Below are 22,585 nucleotides of genomic sequence, written 5' to 3'. Positions count from 1 at the left end.
TAATTTATAAATTAGCTGTTAAACCACGCCTCTTCTTTGACATAACTTTTAAACCAAGGCTTAAGTTTTGGCATAACCTCAGAAATAAAGCCTTTAAATTGTGATCTTGTTTCGTCTAACTCTTTAGCTAGTAAAAAAGCACCAGCAAAACCTGATGGTATTTCACTCCAGTTTACATGTTGTCTTAATTCTTCTAAAAGTAAACGCATCACATCCTTTTCTTCCCCTTGAGGAATTGTTCCGATTGCTTTAATAGCCGATGGTGAAGATACCTTTGATGTTCTTATTAATAATCTATAAGCACTATCTGCAATTTCTGATAACCCTCTGGAAACTATCCGAAGCGGAACAGTTTCTTTGCTTAAATAAACAAGTGGCCTTAAGTCCTTATTTACAATTGATGGTTCCAAATTTATCCAATCAAATAGAAAGCTTTTATAATCACCCCACTCTTTCGGCAATTTAGCTTCAAAAGCTTCAATATCATCCTTAATACTTTCAAGCTGTCTAAATAAGTCTGGCTTTCCATCAGCAGTAGCATTTATTTCATTATAAAGAACAGATATCGCTGTAGACTTGCAGCATCTTTCAAACAATGCCATTTTTGCAATAAGTTTGAGATCTATAGGCATCTGTCGCGCTTTTGCAATCATATTTCGCATACTAATAACATTTAGCATACGTTTTACAATTCTTGGATTTCCTTCAACGCTTTTGGAAGATGCTAATAAAGGTGCTATACGATCTGCCACAGTAAAATCATTTAAGAGATTTAACGTATTTGGACCATCTAAATCCAAGAGCAGTAAAGCTTTCTCAACGCTAATTGGCTCTTCTTTCCAAGAAAGCCGTAAGTTGTTTTCTAAACCCGCTCTTAACTTTTCTATTTTAGTATCTTGACTGCCATAAATTTCATGAATTGATGCATAAAGTAAAAATAAATATGCTCTAACTTCACGAGTACTAATTTTTGGAACTTTAACTGGAAACTGAATTAACTTATCCAAATAATCAGTAATATGTTTTTCATCTATACCGTTGAAGTGTTCTTTAACTGCATGTCTCACCATATCTTCATCAGCTGCTATCACAAAAGCAGTATTTGGCATAAATAAAAATAGGCGTAATGATTCCAATGTTTGTATAGTCTGCTTTGGTAAACATCTATCTAGGTTGTCTACGAAGATGACTATTTTCTTATTAAATCCCACAAGCAAATCTGCAAATTCTGTTTTTAAAGCAGCTATTTCTTTCGGGGCAGATGTCATTTCCTCATTCAAAAGCTCTTTTAAACTACTCTGACCATCTTTTATTATTTTACTTATTGCCTCGCCATCTTCTGAATCAGCTTTCCCTTTAATCCCATCACCAATAGCTTCAACTGCTTTGTATGCAGCACCAAATGTTGGCACTCCAGCTATCCAAGAAGCACCTTCCGCGGCCATTGCTAACAAACGTAATTTATTTACTCGTTTAGTTATTGTCTTTGTTTTATCTAAAAGGGTCTTATTGCCCTCTACAAGTTTAGCTATCTCTAACGTAACAACTTCAATTAATGCGGCTCTCGCATCATCAAACCCTTGATAAAGCCATGCATCAAACTTAATAAGAATATAATCTTCTTGTTTTTCTGCTATTAACCTTTGCTCAATCAAATTTAATATTGTTGATTTCCCTGTTCCCCAAGAACCAAATATTCCTATTGAAATCGGCAACATCTTCGGATTACTTAATACATTGACAACAATCTCAGATGCTTCAGAATAATTTAAAAAATCTTGTTTTGACTCAATATCTGACCACATAACATTATTTTTCGCAGGTTTCTGTTTTGTTATCAATATAACAATAAATGTTTAAAATTCAATAAATAAAAAGTCTGTTAGCATTGCCACAAATAGTAATTATTTTCTTTCCCCTGAGCATATGCCCACTCAGCCACCTTATGCGAACGCTCTTTATCCGTGAGAAAACCAAATACAGAAATTCGATCCACAATAATCAAGTCCTGCTCTTCATTACGCTCTTGCCACTTATGCAAAAATTCATCAGATGCCAGTAGATTACTTTTCTTAGAATTACAGCTTGAATCTGCCAATACGAAGTTATGACCTGTATCCGACGGGTACATAGACCATGGAATGAAATGATCAACGGCGTAATTGCCATTTCGCATCGGTTTACTGCAGTAGAAGCACTTACAGTCTTGCAGCTCGACCAATACATTTGCTACCGCATTCAACTGGTTTCTACTCGGCTCAAACATGAATTGTTCAAGATTCGGCAACTGATTCAAAATAGGTGCATTGCTGCTGTTCTTACGGATATAGTCAATCCAACGTTTCTGGCAAAGCTCTTCAATGATCTCACTGAATTGCCTTAAGCAAAACATGACTTGCGGTAGAAGAATAAGTTGCTTTCCACACCGATCAAGCTGATATAAAAACTCAAAATTTTGACCATTGATGTTTTGCAAGTAGCGGACTGGCATGTCTTTGACAGTGCGAGTGACATCCTTTACTAGCCTTAACCATACCAATGAGTCTCGTCTTAATAGACCAAGAGATGAGTAACTTTGCCGAAGTTCAATAATCCGATTTACAATCGCTGCTTGCTTACCATTATTCTGATTTAAGATCAGTTGACCTTCATCATTAAACACATATGGCACCGCTTGCTTCCAATACAACTCGATAAATTTTTCAGCAATATCTGTATATTCAAGCGATAGACTTCCACCTGCGTCTTCACCTTTTTCAATCGCCAATCGGCTTAGGCTAATAAGTAAAGCAAACTTATAAGTACTGCTAAAACTTCCTGACTGTAAAATCAGCTGAATATTCTTTAGAAATTTGAGTTGTTCTTGTGCTGTAGGTATTAGATCAGCCATGTTTTTTCCAAAGCAAATTGAGCCATTTTTCTTGACGATCAGGTCGCTGATCTAGCGTAATCCATTTCTGGTTTTGTTCAACATCATCAAAGAGCTGAAGTAATGCTTTTGCCTGATTCTCATCTAAATCCGTAAAAGCCCTACCATCTTTTTCTCGGTCACTGTTGCCATACTTAAATGACATATACAGCACACCATTTGGTTTTAAGGCTGTTATCAACTGCCCAATGACTTCAGCTAAGCGATCACGCTCACAATGTAATAAAGAGGCACATGCCCACACGCCATCATAAACCTCATGCTCATCAATCTCATAAAAGCTCATTAGCTGAACTCGAACACCTGTAAGCTGAGCTGCTTTTTTCACAAGCTCTTCTGAGTAATCTATTGCATCAACTTTATAGCCTTTATTTTTAAAAGCTAAAGTGTCACGACCTGACCCACAGCCAACATCAAGAATGTAAGCTTGTTTAGGTAACTCAATTAAAAATGGCTGGTATAAGCTAGCCATATCAACGTGCCAAGTTGCTTCAGCAAAATCATCCGCATGTTGGTTGTAATAATCTATTGTTTTCATTCTTAGTACTTAGGTTAAAACTAAGCTTAGTCTACTAAAAAACAAAAAAATAAGGGAGCATTTGCTCCCTTATCTTTTTAGTCAAATAAATCTGCTTTTACTTCTTCCAAAGCACGATCTGACTTAAAACGATTACATATCGGGTGAATAATTGCTCCATTTTCTAAAACACCGTAACCACCTTCTGCTTTCGATTCTCGATGATCTACTTCAGTCGATTCAAGGTATAGAGCGCTATCACATACTTCGCAATAGCTCCATGTTTTCCTTTCCTCACGTTGATAAAGATTTTTTTTGGTCGCGAGTGAAAAATTTAGAGGTTTTTTCTTCTTTGTTAGTCTTACTGATTTCACAAAGCTAACAACATCATCCACAATGCTCTCATCATAATCACCACCAAAACGGTCAAGGTAAAAATCATTAAAATTAATATAATCAAATGATTGACTCATCGAAAGAATGACGGTATTCAAACAAACTTCATCTTCAAAATCTAATTCCATATTGAGTCCAATACAGATAAAGGCTTGATACACGTTCTTCAATCGCTCATGTGATCTGATCCCGCTACCAAACTTACCTACAGTTTCTTTGATGGCCACAGGAATTTTTTCAATTAAACTTTCAACACCACGGCGTGCTCGGGTAAAACCAATAAAATCTAACTTCTTATTCTGTATTTCAAAACAGTCTTCTTCAATTTCACAGACGATAGAGAACCAGGCCAAAAAGGATGTCACTTGAAAACGATTATCTTTATAAAAATATAGTTTTGGGTGTAAGCCCAGACTTGGAATCCGAATACTAATTGCTGGTGTAGCGATACGACACAGCACAACTCTAAGTTTTAGCATTAAATTTTCTACACGCTGACCTTGGTCTATACTCACAGTATTCTGACAAGTATCACCAAACATGATATTCAGGAGTTCATTGACCAAGCCGATTTTTTTACCGTGTGTTAAATCCGGCTCTAAAAGTATTATCTTAAAAAGATGATCATGAATTTGCTCACCCAAAGTAATCACTTCATTTATCCGCTCGTAATTCAGTTCAGCCAAGTTGGATTTATTATCGTTTATATAACAACACGCATAAATCACATAAAAAGCATCACTTCCCCTATTTTGTAAATGATATTCTTCATCTGGATCTAATCGTTTCGTATCCGAATTGATTGAACAAAAGGCTTTTCGAGCTTCCTCAGGTGTCCCAATGACTTCAATAAAATTAATTTTGGTTGATTTTAATTTTTGCTGAAACTCAGAATCGCTACATAACTCTTGAAAATCAGCTAATCCACCTAATCGATTACGAATCTGACGAATATCTCGTTTTTGTGGTGCCGTGAATTTTGGGGCTCCTATTACTTGCTCATCAATAAAGTATCTTTTGATCCAAGCATAGATAATTGAAATCCTGTGCCCACCATCGATGATATAAATATTACCAGCAGCATCTTTCCAATAGCGAACGCATAAATTGACATTACGATCATTCAAACAGTTTAGAATAAACTCCTGAATTTCAGCAGGGCTCCAACACTCTGTGGAGCGTTGATTGTCTGCTTTATATAGTTTTTCTAGGATCTCATGGTTGGCGAAGTCATAAAGTGATATTTCAAAGTTATGGTGCAGATTTGAGTGCGACATTTCGTCAAGCAGCATCATTTTTCTTTGAATAATATTGGTTAAAAGCTTAGTACGGGCCATTTTATTTTCTCTAGGCAATACTTCTCTAGATCTCGTGAGATTACGAAATTAGAAGTAATTAAAATTAAAATCAGTGATAAATGAATTAAAAACTCATTAACTCAGAAGTATCTTTTTGCTAGAGAAAAAACAGATAGAGATAGTATAAAGACGCATTTTAAACCTCGTTGATAGATTGTCGTTTGCCAACATCCTTTCCACGAGATGGAGGCAAACCAAATAGGGTGTGGAAATACCGCTCAACGAAACGGCCAGTCAAAGACTGCCCTACCTGGCTTACCATAAAAGCGCCATGTAGACACAAAAGAGCCACTAAAAGCGACTCTTTAGTTCGTTGAGTAACAGGTTTCCACGCCTGGTCACAGATTTTGCTGTAACATCTTTATCTTATGTGCATAAATTCAATTGGTCAAATTTTATGACCAATATTTAATCAATTGATTCAACAATAATTAACTATATTTTTTAGAGGCTTAAGAATATAGATAAGTATCTTATAATTTCTACAATATTTAGTTGCTGTAAACTGATCGCAATGAAAATCTATATATTTAAGCAGCTTGATTTAATAAAGGAAGTAGATTGAAACTGCAAATTATATCGGATACTCACAATTCTAAATATTCAATATCAGAGCAAGCTGATGTCATTATTCACGCTGGCGATTTTTCTAATCGCTTAAGTGGTGCAATTGAGTTTGCCGAAAAATGTAAATCTCTGAATAAAAAATTTATCTTTGTTTTAGGTAATCATGATTACTACAGCTCTAACTACAGTTCAGTCGTGAATTTCTTGAAAGAAAACTACCCAAAAAATGCACTACTTGATGACAACCATATCAAAATTCAAAATAAAATATTTGTAGGTTGCACGCTGTTTACGAACTTTCGCTCCAATTCACCACTTACATCTCCTGAGGTACTTTTACAGTCCCAAAAAGATGCTGAACAATCGATTTATGATTTTGATCAAATCATGATTAGTGATGAAAATAGACCTATAACCGCCGATGACTACATAAAACTATTTAAAAAATATCATCAAAATATTTTGCAGTTTAGAGGGCAAGATCATGTGATTGTTATTACGCATTTTCCACCTCATTTAGCTTGTCTTGATCCTTATTGGGGTACGCACCCTGTTGCATCAGCCCTCAATCCCTATTTTATTAATGACCTAGATGTAAAAGGGTTTAAGTTATGGATTGCAGGACATACGCATACATCAGTGGATACTGTAGTCGATGGATGTAGATTAGTGATCAATCCTTTGGGTTATCCGCCAGAGCAAGGTAAAAATGGGTTTAGAGAAAATTTGATCATCGAAGTTTAAATAGATATTTTTTCTGAAACCTTTTTAAAGCATCAGATAACTCGATTTTAAAATTGTCTGCAATATTAATGATGAAGCATTAGTCCTATCAAAACCTAAAATAAGTGTCGTCACATGTTTTTTGGTACTCAATAGTGCTGTTAGGACTTTTAAGCTTTAGCTCATAGTTAGAATTAGTATAAAATTACATAACACCATTAAAGTTATATGGCAAAATGAGAAGACCGATCGATTTTAAAAATATTGAACAAAGATCACGCCCAATTATTGAAGTTATACCTATGGCATTTGACAACAGTCAAGCAACACAACGTATTGTACTACATCATTTAAAACGTGTAATTCATCAACATAGAGATGAACTACAAAAGCTCGCAGATAGATAAAAACTCATCATGCTCTTCAATAGGCGTAACTGCATTCAGCCATTTTTATTCCCTACATCAATTTATTTTCAAATTTTCTGCGATACTGATAATGAAATTTATACCACATCTGAACTAGGAGAAACTCATGTCGATTCCTTTAGATCCTGAAAATGATTGGAAGAATAAAATTGCAGATCAAATACTTAAAGACCTACTCGATATCCATAAAATCCAAGGTAATTCTATTAAAAAAATGAAAGCAGACCCAAATGGTGTTTTCTATGTAGAACAAGAAATCTCAGTTGAAGACTTCCTCAAGCAATTTTGAGCACTCTTCATTAAAAAACAGAAAGCACTTGAATTGTATATTTAAAAACTCAACCAAATTGTATCACCTGTAGAGGCATACATCGTCTCAGCCGTTTTTTTTTAACATATCACATTCATCAACTTCTATTGATAAATCATCACACAGAGTACGATCACTGTCATTGATCGAACCTTCATGCGATTGAACAACTGCACCATGTTGAATCAGTTTAATTCTATCTTGTCTTAAAAGTTGCACACCTCTATAACTCGCACGCATTTGATTTAGAGCTTGAAGACGCCTTTCATTTGTGGTCATTATTGTTTTTCTCGACATCAATTACCCCCTTGATTTTTATTTTAAATAAGACCAACAAATTACAATATAAATTGAAATGAGGGAATGATCTAGCGATCAGATAATCCCCCCTTTTTAATCACGGCGATCAAATAAAATTTGATCAATGCATTTAAAATCAGTCTTCTAAAAACTCTATCATATCTTGTTCAGTTCTAACGGCTTTCATAGGAAGATGATGAGTTGCATTTAGTATTAACCTTCGATAATTATCTTTTATTATTTCATCTTGCTGATTTTTTACTTCGGACTCAGCGGTTATATTTGTGTTCTCTTTAGAAGCAATTCGATCTACCATCATATTTACCTCACTTTACAGATTGTTCAGGATCTTGCTCTTCAACACGCTGATATGAAGACGAATTATTCATTAAAGCATGCCCACTTCTGAATGCTAATTCTTGAGTCATCTCTTGCTCAGCAATACTAGTCTCGCCATGATTTTTTATGTATTCAGCTCGTTTCTGAATAAATGCTCGCTCTCGCTCTTGAACGTTGGAATTCAATTCCATATTTGCCGCTTGACGAGTAGCTATATAATTATATGTAATGAATCCGCAAAGTACGATTAAAAAGAAACCAAGTTGCCTTTTTATACTTCTACTCACAAATAATCCTTTTATATCTAGTTGATACAGAAGTTATCATGTGCTCGCACTAATAAATTTAAAAATTAGAATGGATAAGTCACTATAAGGGTTAATCACTCATCTCTAGGATTGAAATCTTTAAATTCATCAGCATTGCTAGCAAATTTAACAAAAAAGTTATGCCATGCAAATAATGACTCTAATTCCTGTTTATTTTGAATCGGCTTAGGCAACTCATATCCAATGATCCAGTATGGTGCTGTACAGCAAACATGCTCAGGTATAAGGACTTGTTGTAAGGCTGTTTCAGCACTTAAAAAATATAAATTATCATTTAAGTGGACAATACCCCCTTGTAAAGCTTCTTGAATACAATGATCTGCCTCTATATACGTATCCTTCATTTAGTTCGCCTCCATTTTTCAATTAATGGGATTTCTAAATCTGTTAAATTATTTAACGCTGAGATTACTATTTCAATTGCATCACACCATTTGACAACTCTTGTATACTACCGAAAAATTCAAAAAATTGATTGATTCAAAATTTCAAAATACGTAAGTTGAGTGGAAACGTTATAAACATCAACCTGAATATCAATATCCATGGCGCAAGCTCCACATTAGAATATTGCTTCAACCATCCCAAAAGGCACTGCTCACAACAAATAATATCAGGTACTCCCCCACTGGTGATTTACTTAATCACATTTCATCTGAGGAGCACATTGAATCCTTATATACTGATGGGGAGTCTATGATACGAAATGCTACAGACAAGTCATTTTAGATCGACTGGCACATACTTGTACTCTGCTAAAAAAACATAGAATCATGGAAAGATAAAAAATAGACTTCTTTCATAAGACATTTTTTACTCAGTTCCAAATTATAGATTCCAGCAATTAAATCGAATCTTAAGCCTAGTCTTTTTCCACGGTTACGATATCGCTCAGCAAGAATTTCGAAGGTTTTCAAACTGCCGAATACATGCTCAATCCCTATTCTTCTTTTATTGATTTCCTGATTATAGATTTTGAGTTCAGGATCCAGTTTGCAGCGCCTCTTTGCTTTTAATGGCAACAAGCTATTTGGATACACTGTATAAATTCCCTGATAACCCTTATCTGCAAGAATAAAGGCACCTGCAGGAATCTGATTCAAGTTACGTTTGAAGAGTTCAAAATCATGTACGGCACCGTGACTGCTACATAAACTCAGGATTGTTTGAGTTTGATAATGAATGATGGCCTGTACTTTGAATGTATGAGTCTTTTTCTTGCCACTATAGCTTTTCTTCTTTTTTTTTAGGCCTTTGGATTGGACTTGATCAGGCAGTCCTCCACATGACGGACAACTCTTAAAGCAGTGGGCTCTGAGACACCATAACTTGTTGCGACATGGAACAATGTTCGGTATTCACGCCAATAACTTAAGTATAGAAGAATCTGATCCTCTATGCTCAATTTAGGTGGTCTACCTTTAGCAGGAACATGCATTTTCAATTGCTCAACCATTAAATCAAAGGTTGACCATGAGATGCCGGTGTATCGCTTGAACTGTGTTTCTGAAAGCTTCTTTGAATCGATGTATTTCATCCGCAGATTATGCAGGATTGTTTAAGATTCTTCGGTACAAATAATCAGCAAAAGATAGATCGTTTTTTGATTTATGAAAGAGATCTAATAGAGATCTTTATAAATAAATGAATTCTTAAAAACATTCAAACTTCTAGGAAGAACATTCTGGAAAAAGTAGTCAGGTGATCATCGCAAAAGTCCGATGGAAACCAAGTTGGATTGCATCAAATTATTGAAAGAGTTATATCTCTAGTTTATATTTTTTAGAATAATTCCATCTTTCTAGTCTTTATATAACCACAGCACTTAGGTTTTAAACAGCATCCCACTAAATAAATTAAAAGCTAGAATCATTCTTTTAAAAATACCAAAAATTTTCAATCAATTAAAATAAACTTCTAAAACAGATTTTCACAACCATAAAAACCCCATTTACTATAAATTAACACTCAATCCAATTGATTACTTTAAAACCAATAAAATACATTATTTAAATGAACAATAATTTCGAGATACCTCTATTAACTTTAACAAAGATTAAATATTAAAAAATTTCTCAAAAAGATTTGCATTTCTGTCTAAAATCACTCAAAAAAAGCTAAGAATAGGGGTAGGATTTTCACTCTTAATTACCCCATTTTTGAGCGCTAAAAAACTGATTATCTGCAAACCAATACTCAGAAAAACCAAGCTGTAAAATTAAAAACAATATCCATATGTTTTCAATGTATTTTTTTTGATAAATTTCCGTTCATATGCTAAACCTCTGATAGAACCTCTCAGCACTCTTTTTTGATACTCTCAGCACTCTTTCATCTTGTAAAAGACGCTTTGCAACAGCATCTTTTGAACAAAATTATTATATTTTTTATTCCATATTTTATATTTTTTTATTTTCACCTCGCCCTTTTTTACATTATTAAATTCACCCGGATTATATTCATCCCATTCAAAATTATCTGAATCTTTTGAAAAATTATCTGAATCTTTTGAATAAAGTTTATTGATAAAATCTAAGAATCTTTGATAGTCAATCAAGTCATTTTCAGATGATGCCTTAAAATTCAAAATAGGACGATCTTTTTCAAGTGAAATTTTATTTTCTAAACAATAAAAAAAATGTTTAAGATCTTTCTGGGTTACATTTTTATTTAAGTTAAAAGGTTTCTCAATCTGATTGAGACTAGACCATATCACCATTTTATTCCAAGTAAAACCGATAAGATCCTCAGGATTAGCATCATTTTTAACGTGATTTGTATAGAGAGAAAACGGCTGGCTGATCGATTGAATGAACTTCAATACTTCAGGATCGATCGTTGCTATTTCTTTTTTTTCCCGCCACTTCCGGTATTCGTCTAAAAACGTTTCACGGTATAAAAATACTTCCTGTTGTTGAGGCTGCTTCTGCTTTTTCTTGCTCTTTAATGTAGCAGTTTGAGAATTATTTTCTGTGTGTGAATGAATCTTCTTCATCAATTTTAAAATATCTCTTTCATCCGACTGAAATTCAACTTTGAAATCGCGATGCATCAACTGACTATCGCCTAATAATGCCTTGATCAATTGAGGTGAATATTCACGGTTTGCTTGATAAAACATGTCAGCAATCAGGATATTCAGATGATGCAGATAATGTCTTGCAGTGATCCGAATGTCTTCATGCCCCATCAGATGCGCAAGTCGAGACCAGGCTTGTGCACTACGCGATGAAGCATCCTTCATATTGGCTAAAATGTGCTTTTTAAGCTTACGCCCAAACTCGGAATCATAGTCAGTAAAACAACGTACCAGTGCTATGCTACCTTTTAAAAGGATAGCCAAATGTGAAGCGGTACTATGCCTGAAAGCATGAAAGGTATATTGATGATCGTTTGTCCCTAATACAGTATTAAACAGCAACTTGGTAATTTTTGATAAATTTGTACTGGATAAAGGTTGTTCACCCTGCATAAAGAGCTGTTTGGTTTTTCTATTGCAGACTGCTGCAGTCGCTTTAGAGCCAGGTAACAGGTTTTGATAAAAGCGACAAAATCCTGTGAACTCGTCCGGTGCTAAAAAATGAACTAAATCAAACTGACGCGTGGCATTATCACTTTTCAGATCACGCTCAGAATTTAGACGAATCCTAAGGGTGAGATCATCAATATCACCCATTGTTTTTCTCATTTTATGGTCAGATCGATCGTCTTTCTGCTGATCTAAAGCGGATTCAAACACATAATAGAGCTGTCGATTGTCAGGATGTTTTCGTAACTGCGGAGATACAAAATCATCGATACAGATCCCGGCAGCTTCATCAATACGCAAGCCCAGTCTAAATGCCAATGTATAGACCCATTCTAAACAGGTTGCATCCTGCTCAGTCAGACCCAAAGCTTCTGGGTATTCTCTAAGAATCCGTATCATCAATTGAAACATCTGCGGACTAATGAGTCTGGTTTTTAAAAATAAACCGTCACTTTGACGTTGATATAAATATTGCACAATCGGTGCACGATGATTCTTGACTAAGTATTGGTGAAAGGCTTTCAGCCGATCAAAGGCATAACCCGAGGTATTGTATTTTTTATTGTTGTTGGTTTGGGCGGTCGTTTTATGATTTTTCTGATCATTCAGCAGTTTTTCTTCAACAATCGTGCGATACATTTCCTCAAACTGCTCTTCAGTGGCTGTATCTAGATTGATCTGCTGTTCTAGAACATAACAAAGTAGGTCAAGCACAAAACTACTATAGTAACGCTTGATTGTTGAGACTTTAATAGCTGCTTTCCTATGATAAGCAAATTCGTTTTCTAACCACTGACACACGCGTAAATGTGCAATAGCCACTACATAATCTAGGTACTCGCCATTTCCAGCCTCATACGCAGATTTATAGTCCTCAGATTTTTGGATGCTTTCTTGGAGTTGATCCGCAAGCTGTTTGGGTTTGATTTCCTGATGAAAAGATAAAAGCCAGGATTTCAGCTCATGACGTTGACCGGTTCGTCGATCATGAAATGTTTTGACTGTAACTGTAGGCATCTCCAATTCTAAAAATTGGTTATTTTTGCCAAGGTTTCTAATTCTGGTCTGAATGGTTTTCCAGTTATCGGGTTGATCATAGAGCTGTGTATACTGCTCATAGATTAAAGGCGAAGTGATGATCTGATTGTTCAGTACACTGGCACTTAACACATCCAGATTAGGAATCTCTTGCCACAAGACATAATCCATATGCTTAAAAATGGCAAAACCAGTCTTTTCCAAGCCTTTTAAAAATAGCTTCACGTGATTAAGCTGTGTAAATGGCTGATCCTCACGTCCTTTTCTAGAGTCCCCCTCCTCCGCCATATTCAGTACAATGTTTAAATGGATTTTAAGTTTTTCTAGCAGTAAGGCTTCAGGCTGATTCCCCGTTTCAATTTCACTCTGTTCTTTTTCCCAGCACAGCAATGGCGAAGTGCTTTGTAATTCATGCCCTTGCGATCTATTAATTAGCTCCTGAATCCGTCGATAACATAGCATCGCAAAGGCATTGAAATAAATATTTTGGGTTTGCCATAACTCCGCCTCTTCTTCGCCATCCTGACGATAGATGTTGCCATACTTTGTCGAGGGCAACGTGTATGAAAAGACATAAGCTTTTTGAACCTTTTCGTCACCTGAATAGATCGGAAGCAAGCCACTATCCAGGTTCATTTTAAAAATTGCATCATGAATCGCCAGCAACCGTTCAGATTGAATGCATCCCTGATCAAAAATTAATGAAATACACAGACATTCAAACAAGGTATTCACTAATTTTTGTTGCTCTTTAGCCGTAGAGTATAAGAGGATACCTTGAGTTTGTTGTTTGAGATAATCCGCCCAATTCACATACAGTTTTTCTTTTACCTCGACGAGCATAGTACCCTGCTGTAACTTTCGTCCTGAAAAAACGTTGTCTAGACGTTTAGGTGTGTAGACGATCCAATCGGGCAACTTAATCTCATAGCTCTCGGCATAGGATGGGTAATCCTTTTGCCACTGCTGGTTTTTCTCCTTACAAATCTGTTTCACTTGTTTAAAACAGAATTGAAGGTAATCTGCAGCCTTGTCCTTAAATTTGGATGTTTGGCAGAGCTGCTCTAAAACTGCTCTATGGTTATTGAACTTGTCCAGAATTTGCTGATCAAGCCACTTAAAATCAATTTGAGCAAGGTCAGAATTTACATCTGTGTATGTAGCAGTGATCAGCTGAGAAATTTCGTTAAAAATGTCGGCGATTTCTCTTTTAATGGCATTTTCTAATTGCGTAACGAGTGATGTATCAAGCACAAGATGGTCCTTTAAAGCACTTCAAGCTTTGCGATTTCTAGTTTGTTGAGCAAGCTTTTAACTTGCTGCTGAATGTCGTGTTTGTAGAAATAAGGGCTTAACCCAGAAATGTGACTGAATCCCATGCTTTGCTTATCATGGGTATATAGCGTATTGTGAATGTCACCACTCAAGGCGAGATGATTTTTAGTGAAATGCCTTGGCCAGTTTTTATAAATCTGCACGGTCTCTTTAAGGTAATTCGTGACAAAATCAGCAGACATGGGCTGTAACTCCAAATGCTCCACGACTTCCGCAAGATTCACCTGACCTTTTTGGGACTTGATCCGAGGATGTGAGATGACATAGAGCATAAAACCATCATTTTCCAATTTCACTTTAAAACTAGTTATCCCGAGTGTCTCGATGGTTTGCGTCAGATATTTTCGATATGCATTGAAATGATCCTGCCAGTAGCCTGTAACAGGAACAGGACGTCCTACTTTTCGTGAATCAGTTTTTTTATCATGCACATAAAGCAGTTGTGCCTTAGGATCGTAATGTTTGAGTAACCCCGGCATGCCGACTATTGGACGTACCGTCAGGCAGATTAAGGAAAGATGCCACATCCAAATGCTGTAAGCATTCAGCTTCTCGATCAGATTCGCTTGAGTATTGGCTAATGTGTTTTTGACAAAATGATAAAGCTGATTAAAAAATTCACTCGCGGCCTCTACAGTCCAGCATCGCTGACTACCAATACGTTCCTCACGATGAAAAATATGGCCAGGGTGTTCATTCTCAATCCATGGATCACCTTTTCTACGGTCTAATAGAACATTAATATAGCCTTGAAAATGCTGGTCGATTTGATCGATCTGACGCCCTTCATAGTTCCATTGCACGATATGATGAGTATCTCGATTAGCCAACAAGTGTGCGACTAGGTTATCACCAGTCTCCATATCCAGATGGAAATAGATTTGTCGCTCTAACATCCCGCAGGTGATTTCACCAATCTGATGCTCTTTAAAGACTTCCCGCAAAAAATTATTGTACTCAATCACACAAAATTCAGGTTCCTCTAAAGCCTCTAAACTGGTGATCCAGGGTGCTGGTATGCGCCATTCTAGGGTTAAGGCCCGATTATAACGCTGTGCTTTATCTTGCATGGCACCGGAATGATTGGCATTCAACTTAGGATCGATCACCCAATAATAATGGATGACTTTTTTGACTGATTTTTTTTTAATTCTACCAATACCAATCAAATACTTGATCTTTTGAAAGACCGTTGGACTCAGACCGGTCAAGAGACACATCAGACCACACACAGCTAGAGCCGATTGATATGCATTATTTCTCGTATTTTCTTGATAACACTCGTGCAATCGCTGATATACCTCAGTTAATAAACTGGGTTTCAGATAAAGCGGATTAGTTTTACAGGCTAAGTCACGTCGCTGAATTCGCTTAGTTTGCTTTTCAAGCTGTTTCTGCTTGTCGTCAGAGAAACTCCCCTTCACCCGCTTGGCGATCTCATCCTGTTCAGGATCAGAAATATTGACGTCTGTATCTTGTCCAGTATCCTCATTCTCTACATCCAACGATGATGTGCCTGAATCAGATTTATAGGTCATGCCATTTTTAATATCGTTAATTAAAGCCTGAATATTAATTACTGTTGAATTTAATCTACTATTGGCAATCTCGTTGAAAACAATAATAAATTGTTGAATATAGCGGCCAAGATTAAGCTGTTCAAAATCATTTTTTATTGTTTTACGCTCTAAAAGAATTTTTAACTCGTTGGCATCAAATTCATCCATAGCTTGGAGTTTTCGTGTAACTTTTTTATACAACAGTTTATTTTTCTCAGTATTCGATAACTGCTTTTGCAAAAGAAGTTTTAAATTATAAGATACTGTATTGATTTTATTGTTGTTTTTACAATTATTTAGAATAACCTTTTTTTCACCCTTTTCATCCCTTGTAATCTGAGGCTCTAACAAGATGATTCCCTTCAGCATTTCGCACAAGACTGCAGTCAAAAGATAGGAATAGATGAATGCTGCTTTTTGTTGGTCGCTTAGTTGTCCTATAGATGCACTTTTAGTCCATTGCGTTAAGCCTGCTAATAATTTCTGTTGTGTCACTATCCGATTATTTTTAATCACCACATGTATTTTGTGAGCAGCAGCATACAGTTCCTGTGCCTGCTGATCTTGCGCAAGGAGCTGATTCAAAATTTGTTTTTTTTTCGCTCAGGGACTGATTGACCCATTCTTCCAATAATTTGGTTTCTTCGTCTAACTCTGACGATTTATCATTTTGACTCATAAAATCACCATAATTTTTTAGGGTAAAAATTGAAAATTTGGTTTTGCTCTAACTTGAGGTTCAAGTCTTTATGCAACTTGAAGTATTTTTTATAGGTGCTGGCACTCAATTGAACATGACGCTGCAGATTTGGATCCGATCGCATATGCTGTGATAACCGCAGACCTAAGGCTTCGGATAATTGAGTAAAAAAACAGGTAAACAGCACAGCATGGACATGTTTCTGTTTGTGCTTGTCGACCTGTTGCAGATCTAGAGGAATTTTATGGATTAACCATTTTAGGACCTCAAATTCATCAACGGCTTTATTCGATTTCGCCCTCGTGTTAAGAGTTCTTTTGATGTAAGCATCCAGCTTGTTTTTAAGATTCAAGATAAAACCTCGAATAAAGTCTGGTAAATCTAATATCAAAAGTGCTCTGAGTTTGATCAGAACTTCAAATGATTTTTTTTGCATGTTGAAACCTAGTAAATAGGTATGAGCAATTAGTCCATACCATCTTCAAAATCAGTCTTCTTTTAAGCAAGCAAATTTGTAGATTTCCGCCTTACTCCAACGAAGAGTACGTCCATGTCTAATAGGATTAATTGGGCCATTTTCATATAAAGCCCACTTACGTAAAGTCTGTTCTGCATACCCTAAAAGCCTAGCTTTCTCTCTAGTAGTCAATAAAAGCCGATCATCTGTAATCGGCTTATGTTTATGCTTAAATGACATTTTTTTATTTCCGTGTTGATTTAAAGCCATCAAAACACACCTAAATTTGGAAAGTAATATTACAAAAATAGGTTTTTTCTTTCCTAATTTAGAATTAAAATGATTTGAACTTTAATTAGTCAGAGTGATGTATGGGTCGCCCGAGAAGAACCAGGATTGATTTTGCAAAAACGATAAGCTGGTATGACTTTTTTTATAATCAGTTAGTACATTCTGGTAGATATAAAAATGATTATGATATGGAGAAGTTTTTTTATGGATACCCAGAAGAACACGATGTAAAAAGCTTATTTAAAAAGTATAAATTTGGTTTATCTACACCACAAAAATATTGGATAAGTACAGTTGAATATAAATGTATTGGCTCATCTAATATTATTAACCATCCTCTATGGAAAATTTTGAAATATCAAATAGTTGATGAAGATCTTATATTATTAGAATTAGCTACTTTACCTCACTATATCGTAGAGTTCATTTCATCCAATGGACGTATTAAAGACTTTGATAAGAGTTGCTTAAAACATATAGCAAGCTATGGCTCACTCGACAGCCTATGTACATTGTATTTATTGCATCACTGGGGAGTAACCATTAATAGTACCGCTCTTTCTAATGATTGCTGTTCACTTCTCATAAATTCATTAGAGTTATTACTAAAAAGAAATCCTCACTTCCATCGTTCACATGTCTTTTTATTTGATGAATTATGTGATCAGATCTTCCTTATAGAATTAAAAGGATACAGTCGACCACTCAAAATTAAATTAAATTGGCGAGAATACAGAAGGAAAAACTGGTCTAGTGAAGTTAAAGAGATATCTACAAAAGCCGAAGCAGATTTCCGCATTCACCCGAAACTTCAAGACTTCATTCCAAGCACACATCCAAACCTAGTAGAACTATAGAAAGAAACTGTTTGTTTAAGTTGATTTTATCTGCTTACCATTTGCTTACCAGAATCTAAAAACAAAAAAACCACTTAGGATTAGTACACCTAAGTGGTTGTTTTATATGGTGGGCCCAGACAGACTTGAACTGTCGACCAACGGATTATGAGTCCATTAACTATCAAGTTTAATCAGATTGTGGACAAAGCGAGTAAGCATCTTTATAGACAATCTAAATAGAAATTTAATCCTTGAGCAGCCTTGAATCCCTTTATCAGAATAAGTGTGATTGCGTCAGAGCAAGCCTGGTAGCTGTGCTTATAGTATCTTAGGATCAATTTTTTGCTTGATTAGTACTTGAAAATACAAGGACGAAGATTGTACGGAGATTTTAGGTGCAGGCTTCTTCATCTGTAAATTATATTATTGAGAAAGCTTTAAAAAAAAAGCTTCGTCCAATTTTTTTTTACATGCTTAAAAACAAGTATCTATAAATATTTTATGCAAATAAAAATGAAATTTTATTCTATTCTTAGATTAGCATTTGAAGTGCAACACCATGCTGTTACCATAATACCTGACTCGGACTTCCAAGCCGAGTCTTTTTCTTGGACGATGATTGATACGATCAGTGATTTCTGAGATGTATTCATCTGTATACTGATTTAAGTTCCTTCCTTTTCTAATGTATTGTCTGACTAAGCCATTGGTATTTTCATTTCTGCCTCGCTCCAAGCACTATAAGGATCTGCAAAATACAAATCTATTTCTAATGCTTGAGCTGCATATTCATGCAGACTGAACTCCTTACCATTATCAGCGGTAATCATTTTGAGCTGATCTTTTTCGGCTCAAGTAAACTGATTGTTGTTTGGCAAACTTCCTCTGCTTTGCCTGACCTACACTTCTTCAACCACAAATAACCTGTTTTGCGATCTACAATCGAGACCAATGATTGCTGATGATTCCTACCCACAATCGTATCTATCTCTAGATCACCAAAACGATGACGGCGTTCAATCTCAATCGGTCTATCATGAATGCTTTTACGATTAGCCAGCTGACCACGAGATGCAATCTGTTCAGGACTCCCTTGGAGTTCAAAATAAAAGATGACATGTGTCCATATTTCATCAGGGATTCTTTTGGGATTGTAGCAATGGCGTCTTAAAGCGAGTTGATTAGCATGTTTAGCGAAGTAACCATTTCTCGCTCGATTACGATTAATTTCTCTAGGAATAGTGGAAGGTGAACGATTCAGTCTCCAAGCAATGTAACGTTTAGAAAATCCTTCACGTAACAATGTAGAAATCTGATATCTTTTTTCTTGGGTAAGATGAGTATAGTCCATGATACAACTTTGACTTTGGTCGGTCGAAAGCATAATGCTAGCTTATCTTGCTTCTTTACAATAATTTAATCTCTGTTGCACTTCATTTGAGAATCTAAGATTTATAAATTAATTCTTTAGAAAAATGGTGATTTAAATAGAATTCCTTCATCATATTAACTACTAGATCGCCATTTTTCATCTTAAATTTAATATTCAATCATATCGATGATAAAATCCACTTTATCTAATTTCAATATTTATTTCAAAAAATACTCTTATCACCTTTAGCCTACAGATCGTTTATGAATTAGATCAATATGTCGTAAGATTGTTTTTCTAATTAAAGTTATAAGTGGTTTCTTTGAACTAAGAATAGCCGATAAAAGTGTAGCAAGTTGCTACACTCCTAAATAATATCCTTTCCGAAAATTTCATTTAGACGATCCTTGATGTCTTCCACAAATTTACTATCAGTTTTCAATTTATTTTTCATTTTTCGCTTAAAGTCACTTAAGCTCATTCCTACTTCAGCAAAATCCATTTGAAATAATGAATCATTGATAACAACGTTTGCTTGAGAGTCTGTGAGGCAACCTACAGTCTTAAACCACTTTTCAAGCTGTAAATAATTAGCATCATCATTAAAAATATACCATGAACGTACAGTGGTATCGAATTTTGCACCTAGATCTTTTACCTCAGCATTATCTTCAAATGGAACATCTAAGTAGATCTTTAATTTTTCGGCCTTTTTATTTTCAATTACAGGCTTTTCAAAACCACGATGATGTAGTTTAAATTTTACGCCTACAATAGGGCGTCCTTTTTTAATGGTTTCATATTCTAACTGTAGATCGGTGTTTTCATTAATTTCAGCTACAATTTTATCTAATACATAACGTCGAAAATCGACCCAACGGTCATATTTAGTTTCATTTATATCAATTAGAGCTTTGAGATTCTCTAATAATAATGGAACTTCATAGATTTCTTGAGTCTTAAATTTGAATTCGTTTTTTATGAAATAGGTATAAAGACTCATACTTGCAACTGAATCTAGAGCAAATAAATGTTTTAGTTGGTATGTCGTAAAATTACCACCAGCTAATTGAGTAAAGTAAGGTAATACTTCACTGGTAAATCTGATTTGAAGTGCATTCTTTGAATCATCTTCCCATCTTAACTCACGGATAATAGGGACAACCGAGTGAACTCTTTTAGTCTTTTTCTTTATATCATCTACAGGTTCTTCAATTACAAAATGCGCCACACGGGATGAAAGTTCTTTGTAAATTCGATCAATGGCTACATTAATTGAATTTCGCTTACTTAATCCCAGTAATTCAGCTAAATCATCTTTATACAGATAGATGTATGTTTGTTCACTAATCTCTTTATCGATATGATTCTTCTCACCGTAATTGGCAACAGCCATCGCATATAAAAGTGCTTTATATTCATTCGCTGACAATTCAATAGGTCGTATCAAACGATTGCTAGTACTTACAACCCCATTGTGACGAATATTACCTATGCAGTACGGGATTGAATCCAGCTCTTCTTTGTTATGGCTTAGTTCTGACATAAAGTGTATTAACTATTTTAAGTGTGCTTAACTTGATTATGCATGTTATATAAAAAAGTGGAAAAAGATTCAACACTTTCACCTAAAAAACCTAAGGTGGAATACTTGTCACCAAATTTAGGTAAAAATCCATTAAAGTGGAAATATATTTTTAAATTCCACTCCAAGATGACAAACACTCCACTTTTAGATGTTTCTGATTCTTTATAGAAATACGGATTGATGAATAAACACCCATAATGGATTTTAAATAATCAATTAACCTATTTCGATATGACAAGTTTTCCACCTTTAAAAACGCAGATCACTGAAAAAAAATATCGAGTTTAGTCATAAGAACAAAATATCTGCATTCTAGGGTGAGTGCGTGAAATTCTTTCCACTCTTAGATCAATGAATATATCAAAAAATGGGGTAGTAAAAAAAAGTCTTGCAACTTTATCCACAATATTATTTTTGTAAGTGATTTTTTTTCCACTCTTGCACTTAAATTCATTAAGTTATCAACATCATAAATAATTGTTTTATATATATTTTAAATGATAATACATATATTTTATAATTAACAGTGAAAAACATTCCACCATAGTGACAAATACTCCACTTTTAAGTGACAAATACTCCACTTTACAGTGACATATATTCCACTTTTAAGTGATCATCTTTCCACTTATAGAAGACAACTCTTCCACTTTAAGATGACAAACCCTCCACCTTAAAGTTGATATAGTATTGTTTTTAAATGAAAAATATCAACTTAATTATTAATTAACTTAATTATTAATTACTATTAATTATTAAATAAGCTAGCTATATAAAACTTTAAATTTAAAATTGCTTTAGCGTTATACAAATGACTGTTTTAAATTTAAAAGGTGTAGTAACTTAGCCCAAAGTTATTTATATTAATAGTAATTGTAAATATAGAATGATTTGACAAGTATGTCTGCAAAAATTATTGCTGTTGCGAATCACAAGGGTGGTTGTGGTAAAACAACAACAGTTGTTCATTTAGCCTCTGAGCTAGCAAACTTAGGAAAAAAAGTGCTTGTGATCGATTTAGATCCTCAAGCAAATGCTAGCTTGCATATTGGTTTAAAACATCCAAGTGAAATTGGAGTAACAACCGCTGAGTTATTAGTAGGTGATGTCTCATTACTTACTGACGCTTTAGAAGAAGATACTAATTTTGATAATGTTTCACTAATTTATGGTTCTCTCAATTTAGGAAAAACTGAGGACCAATTAAAAGAAGATGCGCCAAGACCATCAGAAGAACTCACTACAAAATTAGAACTATTAAAAGATCTTTATGATTTTATTTTAATTGACTGCCCTCCAAGTTTAAAACTATTGACGAGTAATGCTTTAGCATCTTCAACACATGTAATTATCCCGATTGAATCTGGCTCACAATATGGTCTATATGGTGTTACAGACTTACTTAATCATTTAGAAAAAATAAAGCGAATCAATCCGGAGCTACAATTATTAGGTGCACTACTTATCAAGCACGATGAGAGACAAAATGTTTGTAAACTCATTCGTGATGAAGCATTTAAGCAAGTGGGCTATATTATGGAAACGACTATTCCACAAAGTACAAAAGTAAATCAAGCCGCAATTATGCAGCAGTCTTTACTTAAGCTAGACAAAAGTGGAAAGGTTAGAAAGGCTTTTGAAAGTTTAGCTAAAGAAGTTTTAGCTAAAGTTAACTGATTGA

At 34.9% G+C, this 22,585-nt stretch carries 21 protein-coding genes; 4 read left to right on the top strand and 17 right to left on the bottom strand.

Annotated features, from left to right (window positions below):
• Positions 1 to 11 precede the first annotated feature (11 nt).
• From FTV50_RS14585 to FTV50_RS14570, 4 genes are all read right to left on the bottom strand, one after another.
• The gene (locus FTV50_RS14585) at positions 12 to 1,805 is read right to left on the bottom strand and encodes a P-loop NTPase fold protein (protein ID WP_180024862.1); all 1,794 of its coding nucleotides are present in this window, start codon (positions 1,803 to 1,805) and stop codon (positions 12 to 14) included.
• 77 nt (positions 1,806 to 1,882) lie between these two features.
• Complete coding sequence (locus tag FTV50_RS14580; protein WP_180024861.1) at positions 1,883 to 2,890, bottom strand: HNH endonuclease domain-containing protein; 1,008 nt, start codon at positions 2,888 to 2,890, stop codon at positions 1,883 to 1,885.
• Positions 2,883 to 3,467, bottom strand: coding sequence for a bifunctional 2-polyprenyl-6-hydroxyphenol methylase/3-demethylubiquinol 3-O-methyltransferase UbiG (locus FTV50_RS14575; protein WP_180024860.1), 585 nt, complete (start codon positions 3,465 to 3,467; stop codon positions 2,883 to 2,885). The genes FTV50_RS14580 and FTV50_RS14575 overlap by 8 nt, the downstream gene beginning before the upstream one ends.
• 77 nt (positions 3,468 to 3,544) lie before the next feature.
• Positions 3,545 to 5,179, bottom strand: coding sequence for an HNH endonuclease (locus FTV50_RS14570; RefSeq protein WP_180024859.1), 1,635 nt, complete (start codon positions 5,177 to 5,179; stop codon positions 3,545 to 3,547).
• Positions 5,180 to 5,761: 582 nt separating this feature from the next.
• Here FTV50_RS14570 and FTV50_RS14565 point away from each other — a divergent pair.
• The gene (locus tag FTV50_RS14565; RefSeq protein WP_180024858.1) at positions 5,762 to 6,511 is read left to right on the top strand and encodes a metallophosphoesterase; all 750 of its coding nucleotides are present in this window, start codon (positions 5,762 to 5,764) and stop codon (positions 6,509 to 6,511) included.
• A gap of 513 nt (positions 6,512 to 7,024) precedes the next feature.
• The gene (locus FTV50_RS14560; RefSeq protein ID WP_180009562.1) at positions 7,025 to 7,207 is read left to right on the top strand and encodes a hypothetical protein; all 183 of its coding nucleotides are present in this window, start codon (positions 7,025 to 7,027) and stop codon (positions 7,205 to 7,207) included.
• Between the two features lie 87 nt (positions 7,208 to 7,294).
• Here the strand turns inward: FTV50_RS14560 and FTV50_RS14555 are convergent, their stop codons facing one another.
• The 10 genes from FTV50_RS14555 to FTV50_RS14510 form a co-directional block, all read right to left on the bottom strand.
• Positions 7,295 to 7,525, bottom strand: a complete 231-nt coding sequence (locus tag FTV50_RS14555) for a hypothetical protein (protein WP_257223928.1) — start codon at positions 7,523 to 7,525, stop codon at positions 7,295 to 7,297.
• A gap of 139 nt (positions 7,526 to 7,664) precedes the next feature.
• Complete coding sequence (locus FTV50_RS14550; RefSeq protein ID WP_218950751.1) at positions 7,665 to 7,844, bottom strand: hypothetical protein; 180 nt, start codon at positions 7,842 to 7,844, stop codon at positions 7,665 to 7,667.
• A 10-nt stretch (positions 7,845 to 7,854) separates the two neighbouring features.
• Positions 7,855 to 8,154, bottom strand: coding sequence for a hypothetical protein (locus FTV50_RS14545; protein ID WP_180024856.1), 300 nt, complete (start codon positions 8,152 to 8,154; stop codon positions 7,855 to 7,857).
• Positions 8,155 to 8,249: 95 nt separating this feature from the next.
• Positions 8,250 to 8,540, bottom strand: coding sequence for a hypothetical protein (locus tag FTV50_RS14540; RefSeq protein WP_151766085.1), 291 nt, complete (start codon positions 8,538 to 8,540; stop codon positions 8,250 to 8,252).
• Positions 8,541 to 8,951: 411 nt separating this feature from the next.
• Positions 8,952 to 9,473 (bottom strand): transposase family protein, encoded by a 522-nt coding sequence (locus FTV50_RS16785; protein ID WP_257223930.1) that lies wholly within the window; start codon positions 9,471 to 9,473, stop codon positions 8,952 to 8,954.
• Positions 9,443 to 9,634: a transposase family protein gene (locus FTV50_RS14530; protein ID WP_257223929.1), complete on the bottom strand. Its 192-nt coding sequence runs from the start codon at positions 9,632 to 9,634 to the stop codon at positions 9,443 to 9,445. Before FTV50_RS14530 ends, FTV50_RS16785 begins: the two co-directional genes overlap by 31 nt.
• A gap of 882 nt (positions 9,635 to 10,516) precedes the next feature.
• Positions 10,517 to 14,017 carry a hypothetical protein gene (locus FTV50_RS14525; protein WP_180024854.1) on the bottom strand — a complete coding sequence of 1,167 codons (3,501 nt, stop codon included), beginning with the start codon at positions 14,015 to 14,017 and terminating at the stop codon, positions 10,517 to 10,519.
• An 11-nt stretch (positions 14,018 to 14,028) separates the two neighbouring features.
• Positions 14,029 to 16,242 (bottom strand): hypothetical protein, encoded by a 2,214-nt coding sequence (locus tag FTV50_RS14520; RefSeq protein WP_257223927.1) that lies wholly within the window; start codon positions 16,240 to 16,242, stop codon positions 14,029 to 14,031.
• A 98-nt stretch (positions 16,243 to 16,340) separates the two neighbouring features.
• Entirely contained in the window at positions 16,341 to 16,793 is a 453-nt protein-coding gene (locus tag FTV50_RS14515; RefSeq protein ID WP_180024853.1) for a transporter, read from the bottom strand.
• 51 nt (positions 16,794 to 16,844) lie between these two features.
• Complete coding sequence (locus tag FTV50_RS14510) at positions 16,845 to 17,084, bottom strand: helix-turn-helix domain-containing protein (RefSeq protein ID WP_180024852.1); 240 nt, start codon at positions 17,082 to 17,084, stop codon at positions 16,845 to 16,847.
• 101 nt (positions 17,085 to 17,185) lie between these two features.
• On the opposite strand from FTV50_RS14510, the gene FTV50_RS14505 reads away from it, so the two are divergent.
• The gene (locus tag FTV50_RS14505; RefSeq protein ID WP_180024851.1) at positions 17,186 to 17,962 is read left to right on the top strand and encodes a hypothetical protein; all 777 of its coding nucleotides are present in this window, start codon (positions 17,186 to 17,188) and stop codon (positions 17,960 to 17,962) included.
• Between the two features lie 680 nt (positions 17,963 to 18,642).
• Here the strand turns inward: FTV50_RS14505 and FTV50_RS16775 are convergent.
• From FTV50_RS16775 to FTV50_RS14495, 3 genes are all read right to left on the bottom strand, one after another.
• Positions 18,643 to 18,774 carry a hypothetical protein gene (locus FTV50_RS16775; protein WP_257223926.1) on the bottom strand — a complete coding sequence of 44 codons (132 nt, stop codon included), beginning with the start codon at positions 18,772 to 18,774 and terminating at the stop codon, positions 18,643 to 18,645.
• Complete coding sequence (locus FTV50_RS14500) at positions 18,771 to 19,295, bottom strand: helix-turn-helix domain-containing protein (RefSeq protein WP_180024850.1); 525 nt, start codon at positions 19,293 to 19,295, stop codon at positions 18,771 to 18,773. Before FTV50_RS14500 ends, FTV50_RS16775 begins: the two co-directional genes overlap by 4 nt.
• A 388-nt stretch (positions 19,296 to 19,683) precedes the next feature.
• A complete protein-coding gene (locus tag FTV50_RS14495) occupies positions 19,684 to 20,862 on the bottom strand; it encodes a replication initiation protein (RefSeq protein ID WP_104442428.1) in 1,179 nt (392 codons plus the stop codon).
• A gap of 942 nt (positions 20,863 to 21,804) precedes the next feature.
• Here FTV50_RS14495 and FTV50_RS14490 point away from each other — a divergent pair.
• A complete protein-coding gene (locus FTV50_RS14490) occupies positions 21,805 to 22,581 on the top strand; it encodes a ParA family protein (RefSeq protein ID WP_130075507.1) in 777 nt (258 codons plus the stop codon).
• Positions 22,582 to 22,585 lie beyond the last annotated feature (4 nt).

Origin of the sequence: Acinetobacter sp. YH1901134 (genome assembly GCF_013416965.1) — a bacterium.
Taxonomy (GTDB): domain Bacteria; phylum Pseudomonadota; class Gammaproteobacteria; order Pseudomonadales; family Moraxellaceae; genus Acinetobacter; species Acinetobacter amyesii.
The sequence above is the reverse complement of the archived record's forward strand: the minus strand, read 5'-3'. Positions and strand labels throughout refer to the sequence as shown.

What these genes read in the sequence shown, in the direction of transcription:
- FTV50_RS14585 (WP_180024862.1), bottom strand. Translation starts at nt 1,805, where the DNA reads ATGTGGTCAGATATTGAGTCAAAACAAGATTTTTTAAATTATTCTGAA.
- FTV50_RS14580 (WP_180024861.1), bottom strand. Translation starts at nt 2,890, where the DNA reads ATGGCTGATCTAATACCTACAGCACAAGAACAACTCAAATTTCTAAAG.
- FTV50_RS14575 (WP_180024860.1), bottom strand. Translation starts at nt 3,467, where the DNA reads ATGAAAACAATAGATTATTACAACCAACATGCGGATGATTTTGCTGAA.
- FTV50_RS14570 (WP_180024859.1), bottom strand. Translation starts at nt 5,179, where the DNA reads ATGGCCCGTACTAAGCTTTTAACCAATATTATTCAAAGAAAAATGATG.
- FTV50_RS14560 (WP_180009562.1), top strand. Translation starts at nt 7,025, where the DNA reads ATGTCGATTCCTTTAGATCCTGAAAATGATTGGAAGAATAAAATTGCA.
- FTV50_RS14555 (WP_257223928.1), bottom strand. Translation starts at nt 7,525, where the DNA reads ATGTCGAGAAAAACAATAATGACCACAAATGAAAGGCGTCTTCAAGCT.
- FTV50_RS14550 (WP_218950751.1), bottom strand. Translation starts at nt 7,844, where the DNA reads ATGGTAGATCGAATTGCTTCTAAAGAGAACACAAATATAACCGCTGAG.
- FTV50_RS14540 (WP_151766085.1), bottom strand. Translation starts at nt 8,540, where the DNA reads ATGAAGGATACGTATATAGAGGCAGATCATTGTATTCAAGAAGCTTTA.
- FTV50_RS14530 (WP_257223929.1), bottom strand. Translation starts at nt 9,634, where the DNA reads ATGCATGTTCCTGCTAAAGGTAGACCACCTAAATTGAGCATAGAGGAT.
- FTV50_RS14515 (WP_180024853.1), bottom strand. Translation starts at nt 16,793, where the DNA reads ATGCAAAAAAAATCATTTGAAGTTCTGATCAAACTCAGAGCACTTTTG.
- FTV50_RS14510 (WP_180024852.1), bottom strand. Translation starts at nt 17,084, where the DNA reads ATGGCTTTAAATCAACACGGAAATAAAAAAATGTCATTTAAGCATAAA.
- FTV50_RS14505 (WP_180024851.1), top strand. Translation starts at nt 17,186, where the DNA reads ATGGGTCGCCCGAGAAGAACCAGGATTGATTTTGCAAAAACGATAAGC.
- FTV50_RS16775 (WP_257223926.1), bottom strand. Translation starts at nt 18,774, where the DNA reads ATGATTACCGCTGATAATGGTAAGGAGTTCAGTCTGCATGAATATGCA.
- FTV50_RS14500 (WP_180024850.1), bottom strand. Translation starts at nt 19,295, where the DNA reads ATGGACTATACTCATCTTACCCAAGAAAAAAGATATCAGATTTCTACA.
- FTV50_RS14495 (WP_104442428.1), bottom strand. Translation starts at nt 20,862, where the DNA reads ATGTCAGAACTAAGCCATAACAAAGAAGAGCTGGATTCAATCCCGTAC.
- FTV50_RS14490 (WP_130075507.1), top strand. Translation starts at nt 21,805, where the DNA reads ATGTCTGCAAAAATTATTGCTGTTGCGAATCACAAGGGTGGTTGTGGT.